The following is a 17,980-nucleotide window of genomic DNA, read 5'->3' on the forward strand; positions in this document are numbered from 1 at the left end:
TGTCATGACTCTCATTGATAACCTGCGTGAACGCCTCGCCGCCGCCCAGCCGCGGCCGGTGGATGCCATGCCCATTGAGCCGGTGGGGTGGACGGCGCACCAGGAGGGCGTCGATAAGCTGCTGGCGAGCTTCCGTGCTGTCCCGGCCGGAAAGCGCGTGCGCCTAGCTAAGAAGACCTCCAACCTCTTCCGTAGCCGCAGCGAGGAGCAGGAGGGCCTCGATGTGTCCGGCCTTAGCGGCGTCATTGAGGTCGATCCAGTTGCCCGCACGGCCGATGTGCAAGGCATGTGCACCTATGAGGACTTAGTCGATGCCACCCTGCCCCATGGCCTCATGCCCTTCGTCGTACCGCAGCTTAAGACCATTACTTTGGGCGGTGCGGTAACTGGCATGGGCGTGGAATCCACCAGCTTCCGCAATGGTCTCCCACACGAGTCCGTGCTGGAGATGGATGTCCTTACCGGCACCGGGGAGATTCTCACCTGCTCCCGCGAAGACAACGTCGATCTCTTCCGCCTGTTCCCCAACTCCTATGGCTCGCTGGGCTACGCGGTGCGCCTCAAGATTGAGCTGGAACCCGTGCCCGCCTATGTAGAGCTGCGCGAAGAGCGTTTCCACACCGTGGAGGAGGCGAGCCGCGCGCTTGCCGACGTCGCCTCTTCCCACACCCACCGCGGCGAACCCGTCCACGGCCTCGACGGAGTGGTCTTCTCCGAGGACGAGGCCTACCTTGTCTTTGCCCGCTTCACTGACGAGGAGGGACCGACCTCCGATTACACGCGGGACAAGATTTACTACCGCAGCCTTCAGCACGCCTCTGGCATCCGCCGCGATCGCCTCACCATCCGCGATTACATCTGGCGCTGGGATACCGACTGGTTCTGGTGCTCGCGCGCCTTTGGTGCGCAGAACCCGAAGGTGCGCAAGGTGTGGCCGCGCGAGCTTCGCCGCAGCTCCTTCTATTGGAAGCTAGTCCGCCTCGACCGCAAGTACGAGCTGGAATATAACTTCATCAAAAAGCCGCACGGCAAGCCGCGCGCCGAGCGCGTGGTGCAGGATATTGAAGTCACCCCGGAGAACCTGCCAGACTTCCTCCACTGGTTCTTCAACGCCTCCGATATACAACCGGTGTGGCTGTGCCCTATCCGACTGCGAGATGGCGTAAACGAACTTGTTGGCACCGGCGACATTGCCTCTGACTCCGCTGACCCATGGCCGCTGTATCCGCTGCGCCCCGGACAAACCTGGGTCAACGTTGGCTTTTGGTCCGGCGTGGACGGGGATCATGTGGATCCCTCCGCTCCGAATAATGGCGCGTTCAACAAAGTCATCGAATCCAAGGTCAACGAGCTGGGCGGGCACAAGTCCCTCTACTCAGAGGCCTTCTATTCCCGGGAGAAGTTCGAAGAGCTCTACGGCGGCAACCTTCCCGCTACCATTAAGGCGGTTACCGACCCGGATGACCGCTTCCCCGGCCTATACGAAAAGACCGTGGACGAGGCCTAGGCCTTTCCTCCCCCCGCGGCTACTCTGGTGGGAGAAGCAAAAAGGGTGGAACGCCCTCCCCGAGCGTTCCACCCTCCTTTTTCGTCCCAAAGTCTCGGGACATTCGCGCTTTAGTAGGCAGCGGTGATGTTGTCGTAGCCGTTGATCTTCAGGGCGTCCATGACGCGCTGCACAGCTGCCTCATCCTTCTCCGGGTTGTAGGTCTCCGGGAAGGTCAGGTGAGCAGAGTGATCGTCCTTAAACTCGATTTTCATGAACTCGTGGCCGGCCTCCTGGGTAGCCAGGGCGAGCTCGCGCTGCACGGCCAGCTTACCGCTCTGCAGGTTGCCACCGTTGAACCCTGGGTCGACCTCTTCGGCACCCTCTGCGTCACCGTTGATGACGTCTTCCTTGTCACCGGTGATACGGCCCTTTTCAGCGTGGGCGCCCGGCTGCTGGTCCTGCGCAGGCTGCTCACCAGCCTCGACCGGTGCGGTCTGGGCGTTCTCAGCAGGATCCGGCTGGGAGAGCTGTTCTTGGGCATCGACCGGGCCGGTAGAGCCAGCAAATGGCATGATGGCAGCAACTGCGGTTGCGAGCAGGGAAGAAACAGACGACATAAGAGGCTCCTTAACGTTAGATGATTTTCAACTAAGGATGACTGTAACACTCGTGAATATATATCGCTATACCACCAACCTTATTTATTTATAAAGGTTTGCTGTCAACAATGTTCACTGCCGAGTGCTGGCATTCGCCCCGCCCAACTATTCGCACCAACCCCGGTGCGTCCGTCATAAAGCACTAAAAATCCCCCTGCCCCGCGTGTGCGGAGAGGGGGATGAAATCTACCTAGAGGAGATTACTTGGTGTTGGCGGAACCGCCAGCAGCCTCGATCTTCTCTACAGCAGACTTGGAGAACTTGTCAGCGGTGACGTTCAACTTAACGTTGATGTCACCGTTGCCCAGAACCTTGACCGGCTTGTTAGCGCGGACCAGGCCGGCAGCTGCGATGTCAGCAACGGTGATGTCGCCGCCATCTGCGAACTTCTCAGCCAGGTCAGCTACGTTAACTACCTGGTACTCAACATGGTTCGGGTTCTTGAAGCCCTTCAACTTAGGCAGACGCATGTGGATCGGCATCTGGCCACCCTCGAAAGCAGCGGAAACCTGCTTACGAGCACCGGTGCCCTTGGTACCGCGACCAGCGGTCTTACCCTTGGATGCCTCACCGCGGCCGACGCGGGTCTTAGGCTTGTTTGCTCCTGCGGTTGGGCGCAGGTCGTGCAGCTTGATGATATCAGCCATGGTTTACTCCCCTGCCACTTCTTCGACGGTGACCAGGTGGCGAACCTTGTGAACCATACCGCGAACGATCGGGGTGTCCTGCTTAACTACGGAGTGACCGATGCGCTTGAGGCCGAGAGCCTCAATGTTCTTGCGGTGGTTCGGCTTGGTGCCCACCAGGCCCTTTACCTGTGTAATCTTCAGAGCCATTGCTTATGCCTCCTGACCTGCGCGCTTGCGCAGCATACGGGCCGGGGTGACCTCTTCGATGGACTTGCCACGACGTGCGGCAACCTCTTCAGGGCGGACCAGCTGCTTGAGGCCGTCCACGGTAGCGCGGACGACGTTGAGTGCATTGTCGGAGCCCAGGGACTTCGACAGGATGTCCTGCACGCCAGCGCATTCGAGCACTGGACGAGCAGCACCACCAGCGATAACACCGGTACCAGGTGCGGCAGGCTTCATCATGACGATGCCAGCTGCGTCGCGACCCTCAACCGGGTGGGTGATGGTGCCGGCAATCATCGGAACGCGGAAGAAGTTCTTGCGAGCCTCTTCAGCGCCCTTCTGGATTGCGGCCGGGACTTCCTTGGCCTTGCCGTAGCCAACGCCAACCTGACCCTGGCCGTCACCAACGACGACGAGGGCGGTGAAGGACATGTTGCGGCCACCCTTAACGGTCTTGGAGACGCGGTTGATGGTCACAACGCGCTCGATGTACTTATCGCGCTCGTTGTCCTGCTGGTTACGACGATCGTTGCGGCGGCCGTTGCCACCGCGGTTGTTCTTGTTGTTCTCGGCGGAGCGTCCGCCGTCACGCTGTTCACGGTCCGACATTAGGCGTTCCTTCCGTTGATGTTTCCGTTGACGATGATCATTAGAACTTCAGACCACCTTCACGTGCGGCGTCAGCCAGCGCAGCGACGCGGCCGTGGTACTTGTAGCCTGCGCGGTCAAATACGACGTGCTCGATGCCAGCGGCCTTAGCGCGCTCGGCAACCAGCTCGCCTACCTTGGCAGCCTTGGCCTTCTTATCGCCCTCGAGTGCACGAACGTCCGCCTCCATGGAGGATGCGGAGACCAGGGTGTGGCCTGCCAGGTCATCGATGACCTGTACGTGCATGTGACGGGAGGAGCGGTGAAGAACCAGGCGCGGTGCCTCAGGGGTGCCACGCAGGGTCTTACGGATACGGAAGTGACGGCGTGCGCGTGCTTCGCGACGACGAGAGGAAATGTCCTTGCCGACTGGAGTGCGCTTGGTGTTTTCAGTGTTTGCCATTGCTTACTTACCCGTCTTTCCGACCTTGCGACGGATCTGCTCGCCCTCGTAGCGAATACCCTTGCCCTTGTAAGGATCGTCCTTACGCAGACGACGGATATTTGCGGCGATCTGTCCGACTAGTTGCTTGTCAATACCGGTAATGGACAGCTTGGTTGCGCCGTCCACTGCGAAGGTAATTCCCTCCGGAGCCTCGATGAGGATCGGGTGGGAGTAGCCCAGGCTGAATTCCAGGTCCTTACCCTTCTGCTGGACACGGTAGCCGACACCGAAGATTTCCATCTTGATGGTGTAGCCCTCGGTCACGCCAACAACGGCGTTGTTCAGCAGGGAGCGGGACAGACCGTGCAGAGCACGGTGCTTGCGGTGGTCATCAGGGCGGGAGACGGACAGTACGCCGTCTTCCAGGTTGATGGCGATAGGCTCTGGAACGTTAACGCTCTGGGTGCCCTTTGGGCCCTTAACCTCAACGTCTTGGCCGTTGATCTTGATTTCGACGCCGTTCGGTACGGCGATTGGTGCTAGACCGACTCGAGACATGTGTCAAACCTCCCTTTACCAGACGTAGGCGAGAACTTCTCCGCCTACGCCCTTCTCCTCAGCCTGACGGTCAGTCAGCACGCCGTGGGACGTGGAAATGATAGCCACGCCCAGGCCGCCCAAGACCTGTGGCAGTTCGGTGGACTTTGCGTACACACGCAGACCCGGCTTAGACACGCGACGCAGGCCAGACAGGGAGCGCTCGCGGTTGTTGTACTTCAGCTCGAGGGACAGGGTGTGGCCCTCGACGGTGTAGTCAGCGATGTAGCCTTCCTGCTTCAAGATGTCGGCAATGTTTGCCTTCAGCTTGGAGGTAGGCATCGACACGGTGTCATGGTGCGCATTACTTGCGTTGCGCACGCGCGACAGCATGTCGGCAATAGGATCAGTCATAGTCATATGAGTGACCGTGTACCTTTCTCGTTGCGGTTCCCGTGCTCACCAAAGCGTTCTCCGTGTGATTTCGGGCTACTCACGCTCCCTACGGTCAATACCGTAAGGCGCTCGCCACCCTTTGATTCAGACAACGGTCCGCTATCTACGGCGAGGGGCCTACAACAAAGTTGATGTTCAGTTCTTGCATCGGCTCGGCGCTTTCTGCAGCTCAGCGCGCCAAAATCCGTAATGATTGGGGCACGCTGACGCCTCGGCGCAAGCACGAGGTACTATGCTACGCCATAACCTGCGGTTTTCCAAATAGTCTTGTGCCTTCATTAGAGTCGAGACCAGCACGAACGTGAATAAGGAGATGGTGATGAGCCAAACACACGAGGACCCCATCCAATCCGCACACGAGTGGCTCGAAGAAGCCGCCCGTCACCTCGGCCTCGATCCCCAGGAGGCGACCGCACTCACCCGCGAAATCCTGGACCTCACCAAGGACGTCGCGCACAAGCGCTCCCGCCCCGCGGCCCCACTTACTGCCTTCCTCGTGGGACTAGCTTCCGGCAACGCAGAGGAAGCCCGCAGCAATATCGATGTCCTGAAGCAGGAGCTGCAGTAATGGCCGGCCGCAAGAACTCTACTTTTGCCGTCACCAAGGTCCGCCTGGGAGATGGCCTGCAGGTCGATACCCGCGCCGATACCGTCGCCGGCGAGGAGCCCCTGGAAATCCGCGCGGGCGGCCAGACCATCACCACCACCATGCGCACTCCCGGCCATGACATTGAGCTGGCGCATGGATTCTTGCATTCAGAGGGCCATATTGCTTCGCTTAGCGACGTCACCGAGGCCCGCTACTGCGCCGGCGCCACCGTCAACGGCATGAATACCTACAACCTGCTCGACATCGATCTGGCGAAGAAGAATGTGCTGGATCTGAGCGATCTTCGGTTGACCACCACAAATTCTGCCTGCGGAGTATGCGGCACCTCTTCTATCGAGGCTTTGACTAAGCAGACCCGCTACCCGATTCCGCATATACCAGTGGACCCCTATGTCGTCGCCAAGCTGCCAGACAAGCTTCGGGCCGAGCAGAAGCAATTTAAAAAGACCGGCGGCATCCACGCCGCCGGTGCGTTCACCTTAGACGGTGAACCGGTAGTCATCCGCGAGGACATCGGCCGTCACAATGCCGCAGATAAGGTCATCGGCCACCTCCTATTAGAGGAACGACTCCCCGCCGATGACCTCATTTTGGTGATGAGCTCGCGCGCCAGCTTCGAGCTCGTCCAAAAGGCTACGATGGCCGGCTTTGGCATGCTGGTTGCCGTCAGCGCCGCCTCCTCCCTGGCCGTAGAAACGGCCCGCGAAACCGGCATGGCGCTCGTCGGCTTCGCCCGCGGCGACCGCTTTAATCTGTATTCCGGCGAGCTCGCCTAATCGCGGTAGGCCTCCGGCCCGCGGTTAAGCCAGGCGTATACGCCGCCAACCAATAGGCCGCCACCGATGAAGTTGCCGATCCATACCAGGATCCAATTGAGAGCTACGTTGCCGGCGGTCAGAGTTGCAGGCACCGGATCGGAGGCGAATAGCGTGATGCTAAACAAGCAGAAGTTCGCGATAACGTGCTCCAAGCCCAACGCTACAAAGGCTCCGATAATCGGGATGATGACAAAGAACTTTGAAGCCGCATCCTTGGCAAAGATGGCACCGACGATGCCCATGTTGACCACGAAGTTCGCGGCGATGGCCTCTACCAGCATGCCTTGCGGGGACTTGATGAGCTTGCCTTCAGAAACCGTCACCAGCAGGTGCGAAGGATCCAAGTCAGCAAATTTGGCGGACATCGCCATAATGGCGGCAAAGATGATCGCCCCCACCAGGTTGAAAATGGTGGTAATAAGCAGCAAGTAAAAGGCCTTGCCCCATGCCACGTGTTTATTGCTGGCGGCATAGACCATGTACATCATGTTGCCGGTAGCCAGATCCGCACCCAAGAGCAAAATGGCGAATAGGCCTACGCCGAAAAATAGGGCAAAAGCCACGGAGCCCATTCCCGGCGCAACGCCGTTGACGGCTTGGCCTACCACACCGGCGAAGGCGGTACCGATGCACAGGTACACGCCGGCCAAAGTAGCACGAACTGCAAAGCGAGCGAAGGATTCATCTAATAAGGTGACCTTCTTGACAGCCGCCGCCTTTGCGGCATCATTGAGAGACATCTTTTACCTCATTAATTAGAGCGAATTAAATCGCTCTAATCTTATCGTGACCACCTGATTCCGCGTCAATTCCGGGTATGCATACCCCTGCGTTGTAAGCTAGAGCTTTCCTATAACCCTTAATTTCTCTTCGGAGGTCGCATGGATTCCCACTACCGGCCGCGGAGGGAACCGAATCGGCTTCCCGCTCATGGGCGCCGGAGCGTTCCATCGCGATCCGACCGCACAGATGCTGATCGCCAATGGCGCCAGACCGAAACGCGCACCCGCCAACAACAGCGCCGCCGCCCACCGCGCCGCATTGAGGACACATCGCTTCCCCGGCACCGCCGCAAACCCACCCTGTGGGAGCGGATCAAAAGGGTATGGAAGTCCTCTGGCATCCTTCGCGTGGTTATCGGCATCGTCGCCACCGTGTTACTCGCTAGCACAATTAACCGCGTGGTCAAGCCTCCAGAGGGACTAGAGACCAATGAAGTCACCGCAGAAGAGGCGCCTGCCATCGACCCTTCACCTGCGGTCGAGCTCTTCATCCCGGCTATTGAGGTCCATGCCGATTTCCAGGACGGCTCCTGCCGTGTAGTTAACGGCGCCATCAATCCGGATTCCATGAATAAGGCCTGCACCTATACAGCCGAAGACCGTCCTTATTCACTGCCGGGCACGACGGCCCAGGACATCGTAGTCATCGCCGGGCATACGGGTGCGGGCGTGCCAGGCGTATTCAATAACCTCTACGATGGCTCCGCCAATGAGCACAAGGTTCATCTGGGAGACAAGCTCTACGTACGCACCCAAGACTCCGGGCAGAACTGGCTCATCTATACCGCAACTGACCTGCACGACCCTGATAAGCAAGGCCTGTCTGACGACGCCTCTATCTGGGGCGATGGCCCCATGCCCGGCCGCCTACTCACCATCAGTTGTATCCAACCTGCGAATCCGCTGGAGCCAGCGGTGCGCAACGCGGTCGTCGGCTGGCAGTATGAGGGCACCACGCGCACAGAGGCCGAAAGCGCTTAAGCCAGGCCCGCACACGCCAGCGCCTCCGCATCTTTGAAATCAAGATGCTCGGTAAAACTAGAAAATCCCAACGCCCCTTCCGGGGAGTTGGGATTTTTAGCGCTCTATTTACTTGAACGGGAAGCCGAGCTCGCGCAGGAGCTTGCGGCCCTCGTCGTCGTTAGTAGCGGTGGTAACGACGGTGATGTCCATACCACGAGGGCGATCGATCTTGTCGATGTCGATCTCGTAGAACATGGACTGCTCGGACAGGCCGAAGGTGTAGTTGCCGTGGCCGTCGAACTGCTGATCAGACAGGCCGCGGAAGTCACGAATACGTGGCAGCGCGATGGTCAGCAGGCGGTCCAAGAACTCCCACATACGGTCGCCGCGCAGGGTAACGCGTGCGCCGATGGGCATGCCCTCACGAAGCTTGAAGTTCGCGATGGACTTCTTAGCACGACGCAGCTGCGGCTTCTGACCGGTAATAGCGGTCAGGTCCTCGAGTGCGCCGTTGATGACCTTGGAGTCACGTGCGGCTTCGCCAACACCCATGTTGACGACGACCTTGGTGACACCAGGGATCTGCATGACGTTGTCGTACTTGAACTCGTCATTCAGGGACTTGCGGATTTCCTCGCGGTAGCGAGTCTTCAGACGCGGGGTGTAGTTCTCGCTCATTTTTAGATGTCCTTCCCGTTGCTACGCGCGATACGGACCTTCTTGCCGTTCTCGTCGAAACGGTAGCCCACGCGGGTCGGGTTGCCTTCGGAGTCAACGATCGCAACGTTAGACACGTGGATCGGAGCTTCCTGGGTAACGATTCCGCCGGACTCGGCGCCACGCTCGGCAGCAGAGTTTGCGACGTGCTTCTTGATGCGGTTAACGCCCTCTACGAGGACCTTTTCACGCTTTGGGTATGCCTCGATGACCTTGCCCTTCGCGCCCTTATCTGGGCCCGAAATGACGATCACCATATCTCCCTTATGGATCTTCATAAGACTAGATCACCTCCGGTGCGAGAGAAACGATCTTCATGAAACGCTTGTCACGAAGTTCGCGAGCAACCGGTCCGAAGATACGGGTACCACGAGGCTCGCTATCGCCCTTGAGAACAACTGCAGCGTTCTCGTCAAAGCGAATGTAGGAGCCGTCTGGACGACGGGTTTCCTTCTTCGCGCGGACGATAACTGCCTTTACAATGTCGCCTTCCTTGACGTTGCCACCTGGGACAGCGTCCTTGACAGTCGCGACGATGACGTCGCCGATGCCAGCGGAGCGTCGGACAGAGCCGCCGAGAACGCGGATGCACAGCAGTTCACGTGCACCAGAGTTGTCGGCGACGCGCAGACGCGATTCTTGCTGAATCACTATGGGTCTCCTGACCTGGATTGATGTGCGGTAAGATTTCCGTCCTTGCCACACGCGGTCTACAAACTTACGATGCTCAAGCCTTTACAACAGACTGTGCCGAAGGGTCTCGGACCGGCGGTTCGGAAACGCACCGCTACGGGCCGACCAGCTTTTGCAACCTATACATTCAACCACACGTCAGCGCCCATACCAAAACACCGCTTAGCGCTTGCCGACGCCCCCTCTCTCTTCCCAAATTATTTTCGCCAACACCCCCACTTACCCCTTGGCCTCTGATTTCGAATGCAGCGACACGCATATATGACGAAGTTGACCGCACTATCTGCACTTACATACAGCATCATACCGACCCTTAGTGCAATTTCAGTCACACAGCTGTTCTATTTTTCTAGGTTTTCCACAGTCGCAACGCATGAAAATTACAGTTAACTGCCGTTTTTCGCGTGACAACTGTGAACCTTGTGACTATTGTGATTGGCGTCGAGAACGACTCGTATCTTTTGGCGCGTACCTCCACCGGATGCGCGTAACAACACATTCCCTAAAGGAGAAACACATGAAGCGTTTGCCACAGACTCTGACCGCTGCAGCACTGACCGGCGCGCTCGCCTTCGGCGGCGCAGCTGTTGCCCAGGCTCAGATTCCGGATCCAGTCGAGGACAAGCCTTTGACCGAGATGCCGACCCCGACCGCAGAGGAGGAGACCGGCGCTGAGGACGCCCCTGTCGAAGAGGGCGAAGGTGAAATCGAGCGCCACGATACCGCTGCCGATCCAATCAACGTCGATGGCGTTGATTACTTCAAGCAGGAAGACGGCTCTTGGCTGTCTAAGCCAGAAAATGGTAACCCTGTTCGCTTGACCGCTGAGCAGGCCGAAAAGTTCGTAAATGAACAGCAGGACACCAGCGACGTCCCAGCTCCGGCTACCAAGAAGGACGCTGAGGGCAACGAGTGGTACCAGAGCCTGAAGGATCCGGCTATCTACGTTAACGACCCGGCTAAGGTGAACGAAGAGATCACCGACGAGATGCGCGACGCTTACGCCAAGGCTTTCCCATCTGAGGATCCGAAGCCTGGCTTCGACAAGAAGAAGCTGGCTTGGTTGGCTCTTCCGGCTGCCCTGGTTATCGGTGGCATCACCTGGTACCTGTCCCAGGACGGCAAGACCTACGTCAAGGACGAGGCACGCAAGGGCCAGGAGCCAACCGCTGAGGAGAAGGCTGCTTCCGAGCAGATGCTGAACGCCAACAAGGATGAGGTTATTGCTCAGGGCGGCAAGCTGGCTGAGGGCGACGCCGCTCAGGCTGGCGCACCGGCTGCACCGGCTGCTGGCGAGGGCACCGACTCTGTTCGCGGCATGGCCGCTGAGACCGGCTCCAACTCCGTTGCACAGGCTCTGGCTGCTCTGGCCGTAGCTGCAATGGTTGCTGCTGGCGCCTTCGCTGCACGCCGCAAGTTCTTCGCTTAAGAAAGAACTCCCCTACTGAGTAGGGTCTGAAACTGAGACTGGCTGTGCCGGTCGGACTACGGTCCGGCCGGCACAGCTTTTTGTATGCCTGACTAAAACTGCGGTCACACAGAATCAAGGGCCCATCCGATTTAAGGCCGATCTGATCAGGCTGAATTGAGGTGGAAAAGGCCGATCTGAGGGGTGGTTTTCCTCAGATCGGCCTGATCACTATGGACCTAATGGGGTGGCCCTAAAATGATGGGCCCGAAAGCCCACCGTTGGCTTTTAAAGGATGCGCATTAAGACGCGGATTCGGAAGCCGGCGAGGCTGTCTGTGCAGGTACTGCGGCCGGCTTGGGGTCCACGGTAAAGATATCGGTGCCGGAGCCAATGAGCTCGCCGGGGCGGAAGGCCTCGGTAGGAATTACGGGGCCGGTCTTCTTGGAGTTGGAGACCACCACCGGGGTGGTTACCGGAAGGCCGGCGGCCTTGATGGCGTCGATATCGAATTCGGCAAGGATATCGCCTCGCTTGACTTCATCGCCCTTGGTGACGTGGGAGGTGAAGTGTTCGCCCTTGAGGTTTACCGTATCGAAACCAATGTGCATGAGGATATCGATATTTCCCACCGCTGGATCCTTGGTACGGATGGCGTAGGCGTGGTGGGAGGGGAAGGTGACGGTGATTTTGCCGTCGGCAGGCGCAACGAGCTTGCCCACGGTCGGCTCGATTGCCACACCCTGGCCCAGCTTGCCGCCAGCAAACATGGGGTCACTGACCTGGGACAGCGGTACGGCGGTGCCCTCCAGCGGGGAGAAGATGGTGCACGCATCGTCGGCAGCTACCGCGGCCGGGGTGGCTGCGGCGGCCTGCGCATCGGCTGCAGGAGGGTTGACCTCATCCGGGTCGATGGAGCCATTCTTACGAATGAGGACCCGTCCGTAGAGGTACGCGCCCACAAAGGCGACTACGAAGGAGATAACGCCGCACAACAGGAAGGTCGGGACGAAACGGGGGACGGAGACGAAGCCAATGAAGCCGGCGGCACCGAGGGCGTCGGCAAGCACGCCAAAGATGGCGATGAAGGCAGAAGCAATCGCAGATGCTGCCATGCCGATATAGAACGGCCAGCGCAGGCGGAGATTCACACCGAAGATGGCGGGCTCGGTAATGCCAAAGAGGGCAGAAATACCGGACGCGCCGGCCAGACCCTTGAGCTTTTCGGAGCGGGCCAGGAAGTACACGGCGAGTGCGACGCCGCCCTGGGCGATATTGGCCATGGAGGCAATCGGGAAGACGAAGGAGCCGCCCTCGTTCCACAGCATCGTCTCAATCGGCGGGAAGGATTGGTGCAGGCCGGTAATCACAATCGGCGAGTAGACGAGGCCGAAGAGGAAGCCGGCGACGGGACCGGCAAAGTCATAGAGATTGGCCAGGCCCATACCCAGCCACTCGCCGGCCGTGCGCAGGATGGGGCCCAAGCCCATGAAGGTCAAGAAGCCAGTAATCAGCAGGGTGAGCAGCGGGGTGAGCATGAAGTCCACCGTGCCCTTGAGGTGCTTGTGCAGGAATTTCTCTAAGGTGGCGAGAATCCACGAAATCACCAGGATGGGCAAGATGGAGCCCTGGTAGCCGGCCTGGGCAACGTCGAAGCCGAAGATGTTCCAGTAGGACATCTCACCGTTTTCGATCGCCTCGGCCACGCTGTAGCCGCTGACCAAATCGGGCATGACCATGGCCATGGCCATACCGGCACCGAGGAATTCATTGCCGCCAAAGCGCTTTGTCGCGGTAAAGCCCACGAGGATGGGCAGGAAGGCAAACGGCGCAGAGGCAAGCAGGTTCACCAAGCCGGCAAAACCTTCCCAGGCGGGGAACATCTGGATGACGGATTGGTCACCGAAGAGCCCCTCAGCTGTCAAGACGTTGTTGAGCGCCATGAGCAGACCGCCGCCAAGCAGAATTGGAATGAGCGGAACGAAGATATCCGCAAGCACCTTGACCGCACGGCTGAACCAATTGCCGGATTCGGCGGCGATGTCTTTCAAGCGGTCGGTGGATACGGCCACGTCCTTGGAAATGAGGTTGGTCATTTCCTGGAAGACGATATTGACGTCGCCGGGACCGACGATGACCTGGAACATACCGCCGGCCTCAAAGGTGCCCTTGAGGTCGGGGTCATTATCCAGCGCGGCGGTGTCTACCTTGTCAGAATCTTGCAGCACCATGCGCAGGCGCGTGGCGCAGTGCGCGAGTGCGATGATGTTGTCTTCGCCGCCCAGCGCCTTAAGCGTGCGGGCGGCTACTTCCTTATGGTCCATAGAAGAGCCCTTCAGTGTAATGGCTCACATCCGAATACCGAACGTGACTGCTTATTTCCATTACAGCCGGGATTCGGGCCTAAGTCCACACATTCGGGCGGAGTGTTGGCAACTTCACCGGTTCCGGGTACACCTACCCGCGCGGCTCCCACCCCTGCCAAGGGGACTGGCCAAACACGGCGAAGGACGCGGCGACGCGACCACCACCGGCATAGACCTCAACGGCGCAGCCATCAGCAATCAAGCGCATCTCGCCATCCGGGCAGTCGATGGGATCGCCGCCGTTAAAGGCGATGGTGCCGTCGTGCTGGGTGACGCGGAAGGCTTCGTCCCCGGCGGCGTCGATAAGAGCAAAGGAGCCTTCACCCTTGATGTCGATGGTGGAGCCAAAGCCCTCGCGCCCGTGGGTCTCCGGCAACGCGGACCACAGCGGCTCCTGGTGCAGATAGTTATCTTCCAACCAGATGCGGCGCGGGAGGGTCAAAGTGTGGACCCAACCTTGCGTCGGGGTGTCATCTTGTGCGGGCATGCCCATCCAGCCCAGCAAGATGCCATCCTCGGTGGCCTGCGGCGCATAGAACTGGGTGCCATGGTCCAAGAGGGTAAAACCGCGCTCGATATGGAAGTCTAAGCCATCCAGCGTGCCCACGATATAGCCGCAGCGATCCGTTTCTGCCTGTGGACAGAAGATAAGCACCTGCTTATCACCCAAGGTGAGGAGGTTGGGACACTCCCACATGTAGCCCCCAGGCAGTTGCGAAGGATCGTCGAAGGAAATCTCGCCCTGGAATTCCCATTGGGCCAGGTCCTGCGATCGGTACAGGACAATGGTGCCGCGCTCGTCTTCGGTCTGGGCACCGATGACCATCCGCCAGCCATCACCATCGCGGGTAATCTGTGGATCCCGGAAGTGCCCGGTATAGCCCTCCGGGGAGTCCGGGATAAGGGGGTTATTCTCATCGCGGAGATAGATTCCACCCTCTGGGCCCGAAGGATCGATGGCCCGCACGCGATTCTGGGACGGAATGCGGCGGCCGTCCTCCTTCACATTGCCCGTATAAAACAGCCAGACGTCGGTGCCATCGACCACCGCCCCGCCCGAGTAGCAGCCATCCTTGTCATAGGGCAGGTCCGGGTACAAGGCATCGGGGTGGTGCTGCCACGGCGTGGGAACCGATACGCTCGCCGTCGCATGCCCCCAGCCCGTGCGCTTGGGCTTGCGGGGAAAGGCCGGGTCGTGCTGGTAGTACACGTGCAGGGTATCGCCATCCACAAAGACGCCATTGGGATCATTAAGGCGTCCTTGCGGCGGGGCGAGGTGAAAATTGGGACGGTAGTTCATGTCACCGATACTATGGAAACATGACTATTCATGTGTGCGGCGAAGGCTTGGTGGACCTCGTTCCCGTGGCCCCAGGCAGCTTGAACGACCACACCCCGGCGCTGGGCGGCGGGCCATTTAACGTGGCCATCGCGGCGGCGCGGCTGGGGGCGGACGTAGAATTCCAATCCCGCATTTCCACCGATGGTTTTGGGCAGGAGCTCGTCGCCCGCCTCGAGGCCGAGGGTGTCACCACCACTCACCTGCAGCGCGGCGATGAGCCCACCACTTTGGCCGTGACCACCATCCATGAGGACGGCTCGGCCTCCTATAACTTCTATATCGAGGGCACGACCGATCGCCTGGTTGAGCCACAGCTGGTGCCGGCCGATATCGCCTGCTTCGGCACGGTCTCCCTCGCCCTTGAACCTGGTGCCTCCCGCTATGCGCAACTGCTGAAGGATTTTGCCGCCCAAGGCACGTTGGTCGCCTTGGATCCGAATATCCGGCCGTTCTACGCCACGGCGGAACACCGCGAATTCTTGGCGGAGATTCTCCCCTACGTGACTTTGTTGAAGCTTTCTGATGAAGAGGTCGAGTTCTTGGGCGACGACCTCATTTCGCAGGTCCCCATCGTAGTAGTCACCCACGGCGGCGAGGGCCTGAGCGTGCGCGCGGGCGATACCACCCTTTCGGTGCCGGCCGCGCAAGTAACCGTCTCCGATACCATCGGTGCCGGCGACACCATCATGGCCGCCCTGCTGACCCAGATTGATGAACGCGGGCTCGACGCCGCCGCCCTTGTTGCCCTGGATCCGGCGCAGTGGAAAGACATCTTGTCCTTCGCCGTGGCTGCCGCCGGCATCACCGTCTCCCGCAAGGGCGCCAATCCCCCGCGCCGCGAGGAAGTAGAGGCTTCGCTATGACCTACACCAAGCGCACTCTGTGGCTGCACGCCGCGCTCTTTGTCCTGGCGTTTCTCGCGTTCATTTTGCCGGTGGTCTTTGGCACCTCCGCTCTGCTGCCGGTCTGGCTCACTGGCGGTTTGAGCTTGGGCATTGCTGCCTGCGCGCTTGTCGACGCCGCCTATAAATTCTTCGCCCCCTCCTCCCCTCGTAGCCTCCGCCTGCTCTCTGGTCTTGCCGGCCTCGTTCTGCTCATCGGCTGGGGCATCTGGGTCTATATCTACGGCAATATGGCCGCCGTAGGCACAGGCTCCTATCGAATCGGCACCTTTTTGCTCGGCGCGGGAAGCGTGCTCAATCTTTTTGTAGTGGCAATTTCCTTTCTAGATGTACAACGAAAGGTCAAGTAAAGCCTCTGGCACACAGCCACCATTGTCAGGTCTTCACTAATGCGCCGCTACGACGCGGCGGGGAACGATAATGGGGGCATCGCCAAGCGGATCCTCCCAGGCCTCAGCCTCGATGCCATAGGCCTGCGCCAATACCTTCGGCGACAGCGCTTGTTTCGGTGCCCCACGAGCGATGATATCGCCGGATTTCATCACCACCATGGAATCAGAATAGTGGCCCGCCAGCATGAGATCGTGTAGGACTACAACCACTGTCTTTCCCGCCTGCGCCTGTGCGCGGGCCAACTCCAGCATGCGCATGGCATGGGCAGGGTCGAGAAAGGTCGTGGGTTCGTCGAGAAGCAGCACGGGCGTATCTTGTGCCAGTGCCAACGCCAGCCAGACGCGCTGGCGCTGCCCGCCCGATAGCGAAGCGATATCACGATCGAGGAAGTCCACAATGTCGGTAGCCTCGCAGGCCTGCGCAATGATCTCCCGGTCCGTCGCGGAAAGGCCGCGCATCCTCCCCTGATAGGGATGACGCCCGCGCGCGACCAACTCCCCCACCCGCAGCCCATCGGGGGCCACGGGGTGCTGTGGCAGCAGCGCCACCTGCTGCGCGGCATCCTTCGCGGACATGGCGTGTAGGTCAACTTCCCCGACCATGACGCTGCCCTGCCGCGGGGCCAGGATTTTCGAGAGAGTTTTCAGCAGCGTGGACTTGCCGCAGCCATTCGGCCCAATGAGCGTGGTGACTTCGCCGGCGCGGGCGTGCAGATCAACGCCGGCAAGGATATCCTCGCCATCCTTATATCCCGCATGAATGCCGGTGGCGTGGAGGCTGCACCGAGGCTTCGGGGTCGTGGTCTGTTTAGGCTGATTAGGCTGATTATCCTTCATTTCTTTTCCTTCATCCACGTCTGACTGTCTAGCACCATCTGGCACCGTGCTTATCCGTTCCCCTGCTGTGCCGCGGCACAACGTTTAGCTGCGCCCGGCCGCATTCCACACCAATATCACCAAGGCGCAGCCACCAATGACCGAGGAAACCGCACCCACCGGTGCATTTACCGGGATAGCGCCAGCGATCACAGCACACACGGTCAGTAATGCGGCACCCGCGGCTGCCGATGCCAGCGGCGATGGCGTGGGGGTGCGCGCCACCATCCGCGCCAGGTGCGGCGCCAACAGCGCGATAAACCCAATGGGCCCCACCACCGAGACCACCACGGCGCTGATACCGGTTGCCGCAATAAGCAGGAGGGCGCGCTGGCGGGCGATGTTCACGCCCAGGGTGGTTGCGGAGGAATCATCATGGGCAAGCAGCGGCAGCTCCCGCGCGCACCAGATGCCTATGGCGAGAAACGGCGCTAATGCCGCCAGGAGGGGGAGGATGACCTCCATATGTACAAATCCAGTCGATCCCGCGAGCCAAGTCTGCGCCTCCGCAGCGCGCAGGATCTGGGCGCTGCGCATTAAATACGCGACGAGGGCGTTAAACATCAGCGATAACGCAATACCGATGATGACGATGCGGTTGCTCGTACCGATGCCACCCAGAACAGCGAGGAGGATGACAACGAGGAGGGCGCCGATCATCGCCAAGCATGCCCGCCACCAAAACTCCGGGATACCCTCGGCGAAACTGGGGCGCGAATGCACGGTGCCCAAGACCACCAGCACCGACGCCCCGCCGGTAACGCCTAAAATATCCGGGGAGGCCAGCGGGTTGCGAGCCATGGTTTGCGTCCAAGAACCGGCCAAGCCGAGGGCTGCGCCCACGATAACGGTGGCGATGGCAACCGGAAGGCGCAAGTCCCACACCACTCTGATGTGGTTCTTGCTGCCGCCTCCGGTGAGGACGTCGATGACCTGCCTCGGACTCAATGCCATGGGACCTTGCCCGAGTAATACTAGGTACGCACTAAGGGCGATGAGGATGAATGCCAGCGTGGAAGCGAACACGCGCACGTGCCGGCGGCGTTGTTGAGCTTTTAAAATAGTGCTGATTGCGGTCATGCT

22 protein-coding genes are annotated in these 17,980 nt (G+C 59.8%); 7 read left to right on the plus strand and 15 right to left on the minus strand.

Annotated features, from left to right (window positions below):
* The first annotated feature begins 4 nt into the window (after positions 1-4).
* On the plus strand, positions 5-1,507 hold the full coding sequence (locus tag QP909_RS02375) for an FAD-binding oxidoreductase (RefSeq protein WP_284766006.1): 1,503 nt from the start codon (positions 5-7) through the stop codon (positions 1,505-1,507).
* A gap of 110 nt (positions 1,508-1,617) precedes the next feature.
* Here QP909_RS02375 and QP909_RS02380 read toward each other — a convergent pair whose 3' ends face one another.
* The 7 genes from QP909_RS02380 to rpsH all read right to left on the minus strand — a co-directional run bounded on the left by QP909_RS02380 (position 1,618) and on the right by rpsH (position 4,992).
* Positions 1,618-2,106 carry a hypothetical protein gene (locus QP909_RS02380; RefSeq protein ID WP_284766007.1) on the minus strand — a complete coding sequence of 163 codons (489 nt, stop codon included), beginning with the start codon at positions 2,104-2,106 and terminating at the stop codon, positions 1,618-1,620.
* A 242-nt stretch (positions 2,107-2,348) separates the two neighbouring features.
* Positions 2,349-2,795, minus strand: coding sequence for a 50S ribosomal protein L15 (gene rplO, locus QP909_RS02385; protein WP_005322777.1), 447 nt, complete (start codon positions 2,793-2,795; stop codon positions 2,349-2,351).
* A 3-nt stretch (positions 2,796-2,798) separates the two neighbouring features.
* Positions 2,799-2,984, minus strand: a complete 186-nt coding sequence (rpmD, locus tag QP909_RS02390) for a 50S ribosomal protein L30 (protein ID WP_239278110.1) — start codon at positions 2,982-2,984, stop codon at positions 2,799-2,801.
* A gap of 3 nt (positions 2,985-2,987) precedes the next feature.
* Positions 2,988-3,611: a 30S ribosomal protein S5 gene (gene rpsE, locus QP909_RS02395; RefSeq protein WP_005322780.1), complete on the minus strand. Its 624-nt coding sequence runs from the start codon at positions 3,609-3,611 to the stop codon at positions 2,988-2,990.
* A 40-nt stretch (positions 3,612-3,651) separates the two neighbouring features.
* A complete protein-coding gene (gene rplR, locus QP909_RS02400) occupies positions 3,652-4,053 on the minus strand; it encodes a 50S ribosomal protein L18 (protein WP_005322788.1) in 402 nt (133 codons plus the stop codon).
* 3 nt (positions 4,054-4,056) lie between these two features.
* Positions 4,057-4,593, minus strand: coding sequence for a 50S ribosomal protein L6 (gene rplF / locus QP909_RS02405; RefSeq protein ID WP_005322792.1), 537 nt, complete (start codon positions 4,591-4,593; stop codon positions 4,057-4,059).
* A 15-nt stretch (positions 4,594-4,608) separates the two neighbouring features.
* Positions 4,609-4,992 carry a 30S ribosomal protein S8 gene (gene rpsH / locus QP909_RS02410; protein WP_005322799.1) on the minus strand — a complete coding sequence of 128 codons (384 nt, stop codon included), beginning with the start codon at positions 4,990-4,992 and terminating at the stop codon, positions 4,609-4,611.
* A 355-nt stretch (positions 4,993-5,347) separates the two neighbouring features.
* Here rpsH and QP909_RS02415 point away from each other — a divergent pair, with 355 nt between their 5' ends.
* Both QP909_RS02415 and fdhD read left to right on the plus strand, forming a co-directional pair.
* A complete protein-coding gene (locus tag QP909_RS02415; RefSeq protein WP_284766008.1) occupies positions 5,348-5,596 on the plus strand; it encodes a DUF6457 domain-containing protein in 249 nt (82 codons plus the stop codon).
* On the plus strand, positions 5,596-6,414 hold the full coding sequence (gene fdhD, locus QP909_RS02420) for a formate dehydrogenase accessory sulfurtransferase FdhD (RefSeq protein ID WP_284766009.1): 819 nt from the start codon (positions 5,596-5,598) through the stop codon (positions 6,412-6,414). The genes QP909_RS02415 and fdhD overlap by 1 nt, the downstream gene beginning before the upstream one ends.
* Here fdhD and QP909_RS02425 read toward each other — a convergent pair.
* The gene (locus tag QP909_RS02425; protein ID WP_284766010.1) at positions 6,411-7,196 is read right to left on the minus strand and encodes a formate/nitrite transporter family protein; all 786 of its coding nucleotides are present in this window, start codon (positions 7,194-7,196) and stop codon (positions 6,411-6,413) included. The two genes, fdhD and QP909_RS02425, sit on opposite strands and share 4 nt — an antisense overlap.
* A gap of 141 nt (positions 7,197-7,337) precedes the next feature.
* On the opposite strand from QP909_RS02425, the gene QP909_RS02430 reads away from it, so the two are divergent.
* Positions 7,338-8,219 (plus strand): hypothetical protein, encoded by an 882-nt coding sequence (locus QP909_RS02430; protein ID WP_284766011.1) that lies wholly within the window; start codon positions 7,338-7,340, stop codon positions 8,217-8,219.
* A gap of 108 nt (positions 8,220-8,327) precedes the next feature.
* Here the strand turns inward: QP909_RS02430 and rplE are convergent, their stop codons facing one another.
* From rplE to rplN, 3 genes are read right to left on the minus strand one after another with little or no spacing between them, the layout of a single operon-like run.
* On the minus strand, positions 8,328-8,879 hold the full coding sequence (gene rplE, locus QP909_RS02435; protein WP_005322808.1) for a 50S ribosomal protein L5: 552 nt from the start codon (positions 8,877-8,879) through the stop codon (positions 8,328-8,330).
* 2 nt (positions 8,880-8,881) lie between these two features.
* Positions 8,882-9,196, minus strand: a complete 315-nt coding sequence (gene rplX, locus QP909_RS02440; protein ID WP_049378876.1) for a 50S ribosomal protein L24 — start codon at positions 9,194-9,196, stop codon at positions 8,882-8,884.
* A 4-nt stretch (positions 9,197-9,200) separates the two neighbouring features.
* Positions 9,201-9,569 carry a 50S ribosomal protein L14 gene (rplN, locus tag QP909_RS02445; protein ID WP_049378875.1) on the minus strand — a complete coding sequence of 123 codons (369 nt, stop codon included), beginning with the start codon at positions 9,567-9,569 and terminating at the stop codon, positions 9,201-9,203.
* A gap of 559 nt (positions 9,570-10,128) precedes the next feature.
* Between rplN and QP909_RS02450 the strand changes: the two genes are divergently transcribed.
* The gene (locus QP909_RS02450; RefSeq protein WP_284766012.1) at positions 10,129-11,040 is read left to right on the plus strand and encodes a hypothetical protein; all 912 of its coding nucleotides are present in this window, start codon (positions 10,129-10,131) and stop codon (positions 11,038-11,040) included.
* Between the two features lie 281 nt (positions 11,041-11,321).
* On the opposite strand, the gene QP909_RS02455 is transcribed toward QP909_RS02450, so the two are convergent.
* A complete protein-coding gene (locus tag QP909_RS02455) occupies positions 11,322-13,343 on the minus strand; it encodes a sucrose-specific PTS transporter subunit IIBC (protein WP_284766013.1) in 2,022 nt (673 codons plus the stop codon).
* 133 nt (positions 13,344-13,476) lie between these two features.
* Positions 13,477-14,685: a glycoside hydrolase family 32 protein gene (locus QP909_RS02460; RefSeq protein WP_284766014.1), complete on the minus strand. Its 1,209-nt coding sequence runs from the start codon at positions 14,683-14,685 to the stop codon at positions 13,477-13,479.
* A 20-nt stretch (positions 14,686-14,705) separates the two neighbouring features.
* On the opposite strand from QP909_RS02460, the gene QP909_RS02465 reads away from it, so the two are divergent.
* Complete coding sequence (locus QP909_RS02465) at positions 14,706-15,590, plus strand: carbohydrate kinase family protein (RefSeq protein WP_284766015.1); 885 nt, start codon at positions 14,706-14,708, stop codon at positions 15,588-15,590.
* The gene (locus tag QP909_RS02470) at positions 15,587-15,979 is read left to right on the plus strand and encodes a multidrug transporter (RefSeq protein WP_284766016.1); all 393 of its coding nucleotides are present in this window, start codon (positions 15,587-15,589) and stop codon (positions 15,977-15,979) included. Before QP909_RS02465 ends, QP909_RS02470 begins: the two co-directional genes overlap by 4 nt.
* A gap of 36 nt (positions 15,980-16,015) precedes the next feature.
* On the opposite strand, the gene QP909_RS02475 is transcribed toward QP909_RS02470, so the two are convergent.
* Positions 16,016-16,858, minus strand: coding sequence for an ABC transporter ATP-binding protein (locus tag QP909_RS02475; RefSeq protein WP_284766017.1), 843 nt, complete (start codon positions 16,856-16,858; stop codon positions 16,016-16,018).
* An 84-nt stretch (positions 16,859-16,942) separates the two neighbouring features.
* A complete protein-coding gene (locus QP909_RS02480; RefSeq protein ID WP_284766018.1) occupies positions 16,943-17,977 on the minus strand; it encodes a FecCD family ABC transporter permease in 1,035 nt (344 codons plus the stop codon).
* Positions 17,978-17,980 lie beyond the last annotated feature (3 nt).

Source organism: Corynebacterium sp. MSK195 (genome assembly GCF_030228885.1).
Classification (GTDB): Bacteria; Actinomycetota; Actinomycetes; order Mycobacteriales; family Mycobacteriaceae; genus Corynebacterium.